The organism is Methylobacterium sp. BTF04, assembly GCF_010692745.1.
Lineage (GTDB): Bacteria > Pseudomonadota > Alphaproteobacteria > Rhizobiales > Beijerinckiaceae > Methylobacterium.
In genome coordinates this window covers 1-4,527 of sequence record NZ_JAAHTB010000103.1, presented here as the reverse complement: position 1 = coordinate 4,527, position 4,527 = coordinate 1, and the positions used below count along the sequence as shown (strand labels likewise).

General features: G+C 59.2%; 3 protein-coding genes and 1 pseudogene. 2 read left to right on the top strand and 2 right to left on the bottom strand.

What is annotated here, in order from left to right; genetic code table 11:
• Positions 1-224 precede the first annotated feature (224 nt).
• Both G3T14_RS23135 and G3T14_RS23130 read left to right on the top strand, forming a co-directional pair.
• Positions 225-2,642, top strand: coding sequence for an EAL domain-containing protein (locus tag G3T14_RS23135; RefSeq protein WP_163644849.1), 2,418 nt, complete (start codon positions 225-227; stop codon positions 2,640-2,642).
• A gap of 241 nt (positions 2,643-2,883) precedes the next feature.
• A complete protein-coding gene (locus tag G3T14_RS23130) occupies positions 2,884-3,951 on the top strand; it encodes a substrate-binding domain-containing protein (protein ID WP_163644848.1) in 1,068 nt (355 codons plus the stop codon).
• A gap of 45 nt (positions 3,952-3,996) precedes the next feature.
• Here the strand turns inward: G3T14_RS23130 and G3T14_RS25250 are convergent.
• Together G3T14_RS25250 and G3T14_RS23125 are read right to left on the bottom strand one after the other, a co-directional pair.
• A pseudogene (locus G3T14_RS25250) lies at positions 3,997-4,119 on the bottom strand (DNA-binding response regulator); the annotation flags it as partial.
• 131 nt (positions 4,120-4,250) lie between these two features.
• Positions 4,251-4,527: transposase (locus G3T14_RS23125; RefSeq protein WP_163644847.1), on the bottom strand; the 277-nt coding region annotated here is incomplete at its 5' end.

The window sequence follows — 4,527 nt, the reverse complement described above, 5'->3', positions numbered from 1 at the left end:
CGGATCGCGTCCGGTAGCTGATGCACCTCGACGACGCGCCGGGTCCGGTCGGGCAAGGGAGTGGGTAATTACTCGTAAATGATGTTCGCGTAGGCCTATTCAGCGCAACTGGGCGGGGGATCGTGATACTTTATCATTGTACTTTGATGATTAAGAATGGATGATTATCTGATCGCGATTTTAGGATAGACCCGATCAAAACAAGTTCGAATCCTGAATGATCGATGAAGATAATGATGTTCAAGACGGATTGGATGATGTCAATTCGAACGAAGATATTTTTCGGGTGCATCAGCCTTGCGTTCGTCACTATTCTGATAGGATTCCTGTCGCAGGGCGCTCAGACCAAGCTCAGCGACACCGCTTTAGAAATTTACGACGACGCTTTTCAGTCGATGAATTATCTACGGTCGGCGCAGTCGATCATTCTGGGTGTTTCGAGGGACGTGGCGGTCGGCGAAAACAACAGAGCCGTTTTCATCGACCAGATCCAATCCGCCCTCGATGCCCTGGATGTGGTGCGCGAACGGACGATGTCTCAACGCGGCGATGAGATCGCCAAACACCTTCAGACCTCCGTATCAAACCTTCAAGCCCTGCTCAGAGATTCCACGGATATTCCGGCCCGTCGTGACTTCCAAGCGGTGGAACAGACCTTCGACAAGGCGGTCAGTCTCTACGCCAGCGACGGATTTCAAAAGCGCCGTTTGGCAGAGGCTCTGGTGCAGGAGACGCGCATACAGACCTATGCCGCCATGCTGGGCTCGGTGTTGATCGCTTTCATCATCACCCTGTTGCTCAACCGTGCCATCGTCCCGTCGATACAACAATCCGTCAGGGTGGCGACCGCGATCGCCTCGGGAAAGCTGGATAATCGCATCGAAGGCCAGGGATCGAGCGAGACCGGCCTGCTGCTGCAGGCGCTGGCCACCATGCAGCAGAGCATCTCCGAGAAGATCGGCTTTATCGAAAGGCTGATGGCGCAGCAGGCCTCAAGCTACGATGTCGAGATCGCCGCGCAGAACGCTCGTTTCGAGACCGCCCTCGATCACATGACGCTGGGCCTGCGAATGTTCGATGTCGGCAACGTCCTCGTCGTCGAGAATCGACGCTTCTCCGAGTTGTTCAGCACCGAGGAAGCGGTGGCCGGTGTGACCGGTACGCATCTGCTCCCAATGCCGCAGGGCGCCTACCCGGTGGGCAGTCTCCCGGCCAGTTCGGGATCGCATCACTGTGTTCTGGAGGACGGGCGGACAATCGAGGTATCGGCGGAGGCAATGGCCGGCGGCGGCCGGGTCGTCACCTACGAGGACATCACCGACAGGCAGCGCGCGGAAGCCCGCCTGTCTCACATGGTTCGCCACGATGCGCTAACCGGATTGCCGAATCGCGTCCTGTTCCGCGAGCATCTCCATCTAGAAAAGAGCGCCGAGCACGGCGGCGGCGTCCTATCTGTGCTCTGCCTCGATCTCGATCGGTTCAAAGCCGTCAACGACACGTTGGGCCATCCCGTGGGCGACGAACTTCTACGTGAGACGGCCAGGCGACTCCTTAGCACCATAGGCGAGGCTGGCATGGTCGTTCGACTCGGCGGCGACGAATTCGCCATTGTTCAGGTTTTCGCGAACGGGAGAGCGGACGCCGAAGGCCTGGCTTTGCGGATCATCGAGGTACTGAGCCCCCCCTTCGAGATCGATGGGCATTACATCTCCATCGGCGTCAGTGTCGGCATCGCCCAGGTCGCGGACGGCACCGAGACGCCCGACGCACTGCTGAAGAACGCCGATCTGGCCCTCTACAGCGCCAAGGCCGAAGGCGGGAGCATCCATCGCTTCTTTGAGCCAAGCATGAACGCGCGCGTTCAGATGCGGCGGCGGATGGAAGTCGATCTCCGGGTCGCCATCGCCGACCAACAGTTCGAGGTCTATTACCAGCCCCTGGTCAATGCAAAGAGCGGTTTGGTTGTGGCGTTCGAGGCGCTCTTGCGTTGGCACCATCCGGAACGGGGCATGGTGTCGCCTGCCGAATTCATCCCCATCGCGGAGGAAACAGGGCTGATTCCAGTGATCGGCCTGTGGGTGCTGAACCGCGCCTGCCGCGACGCGACGGCCTGGCCGAGCGACGTCAAGGTCGCGATCAATCTCTCGCCGTTGCAGTTCCGGTACCGAAACCTCGTTAGCGATGTCGAAGGGGCGCTCCGGACGTCGGGCCTCGCCCCCAGCCGGCTCGATCTCGAGATTACGGAATCGCTGATGCTGCAGAATTCCGACGTCACCCTCACGACGCTTCACGCCCTGCGCGCCCTCGGAATTGGCATCGCGATGGACGATTTCGGAACCGGGTTCTCCTCGCTGAGCTACTTATGCCAATTTCCTTTTGATAAAATTAAGATCGATCGAAGTTTTATTCGTGAGATGATCGATAACAAGGACGGTCTTGCGATTGTCAATGCCGTTATTATGCTTGGGGAATCCCTGAGAATGAATGTCGTTGCCGAAGGTGTCGAGACAGTTGAACAGAGAGATCTGCTCTGCCAGGCAGGTTGCCATGAGCTTCAAGGTTATCTCTTCAGCCGGCCGCACCCTGAGCGCGACGTTGCAAAAATAATCAGTTTGATATATTCAAAATATACTGTACAATGAAATATATTAAAAATATAGAAGAATATTTTTGTTTAGATTATAGATTTTTGATTTCAATAGAGCAAAATGCGTCTTCTCGCGCCATGAGCGGCGATATCCAGGCCGGATGTCACCCGAGCGAACCGGCAAGGCGCCACGTTGCCTACTGAGACCGACATCCTAAAGTGGCGGTGGCAGCATCGGACCGGGCGGTGGTAGGATGAACGACAAGAATGAAAACCGGCTCTTCGGACGACCATTCATGAAGACGCCGGTTCTGGCGGGCGCCCTGCTCGGGGTCCTACTGTCGTTCTTATGTGCGGCCGCGCAGTCGGGGCCCTTCAACCCGGACACCGATCCGAGCCGGATCCGATGGACCCAGCTCACCCCGCGGTTGGGGCCTGCCCCCGACGTGCGCGGACAGAGGTTCGGCATCGTGCTGAAAACCCAGACCAACGAGTATTGGCGCATGATGGCCGTGGGCTATCGCCGGCGTGCGGCGGCCGACGGCATTAAGCTCGACATCCAGGCGGCGCAGAGCGAGGCCGATCAGCTGCGCCAGTTGTCGATCATGCAGAATATGATCGGAAGCCGGTACAAGGCCCTTCTGATCTCGCCGATCTCAGCCTTCAATCTCCAGCCCGCCATTGACGAGGCCGTCGCCGCCAAGCTTCCGGTGGTCGATATGGACGGAGCCGTCGTCGACAGCGTCGCGCATTTCGTTGGGCCGGTAAATCGCGAAATGGGCGTCCGGGTCGCGCAGTGGTTCATCCGGCATTACCAGTCGGGAGGGAAGGTCGCGGTGATCGAAGGCCAGGCCGGGGTGTTCTCTACCGTCCAGCGCTCGGCGGGATTTCGCGAGACCCTTCTGGCCACGGCGAAGTTCGAGATCGTCGCTAGCGTCTCGGGGCAATGGGACCGCCAGCAGGCCTTCGACGTGACGAAGAAGATCATCCAGCAGACACCGGACATCATCGGATTCTACTGTAACAACGACACGATGGCGCTGGGATCGGTGGAGGCGGTCAGATCGATGGGGGCCCTCGATCGGATCAGGGTTTTTGGCAGCGACGGGACGTCGGCCGCATATGCGTCGATCACGGCAGGCGATCTGACCGGAACCGTCGATATCTTCCCGATGATGATCGGTGAGCTGGGATTGGATGTGGCCTCGCGTCTTTCGGCGAACCAGTCCGTTCCGCGAGTCGTCGAAACCCCTCAGGTTCTGGTGACCCGCGACAACATCGCCCGCTATGGGACGGGTGAGGACACAAGACGCAAGTCTCTCACCGAAGACGAGATTCGTGTCGATATTCGATACTCACGGTAGGCCTTCGTCCGGGGGGGCTGGATCCGGGACGTTGACGGCGCCGGATCACCCGCGCCCCACCGGTGAGACGAGGCCGGCGCCCACTGCGATCCACACGAGGTGCCAGTCGATGCGGGCGCCGAGCTTGGTCTTGATCAGCGACTGGTTGTTCTAGACGGTCTTCGTGCTGAAGTAGATGACCCTTGGCCTGCCCCCTGAAAGTGTCTCTTCGCCGAGTTTGGTGGATTGGGTTGTTGGGAGGGATGCCGGGAGGTAGTGATCCTCCCCCGGTTCCACGGTTCTCCCGCATTTTGCGTGGATTACGCAGCGAGGAGAATGCGGCGTCGAATGAGGGGGAAATCAGCGCGTCCGTACATGGTCCGCTTGAGCATCTTCAGCCTGCTGATCTGGCCTTCCGCTTGGCCGTTGCTCCACGACGTCGTCAATGCGGCGCGCACCGCTGTTCCGTCCCGCTCCAGGGCTGCCGCGAACGTCCTGAGAGCCGGCATGTCACTGAGATGTGCCGCGTCGAGCCAGATGTCGAGTTCGCCGGCGGGATCAGAGGGCGGGGTGCCATCGACGCAGCAGCTGCGGACC

Bases quoted from the DNA above. Each gene is read 5' to 3' on its own strand.
- G3T14_RS23135 (WP_163644849.1), top strand. From the start codon at position 225: ATGAAGATAATGATGTTCAAGACGGATTGGATGATGTCAATTCGAACG.
- G3T14_RS23130 (WP_163644848.1), top strand. From the start codon at position 2,884: ATGAAGACGCCGGTTCTGGCGGGCGCCCTGCTCGGGGTCCTACTGTCG.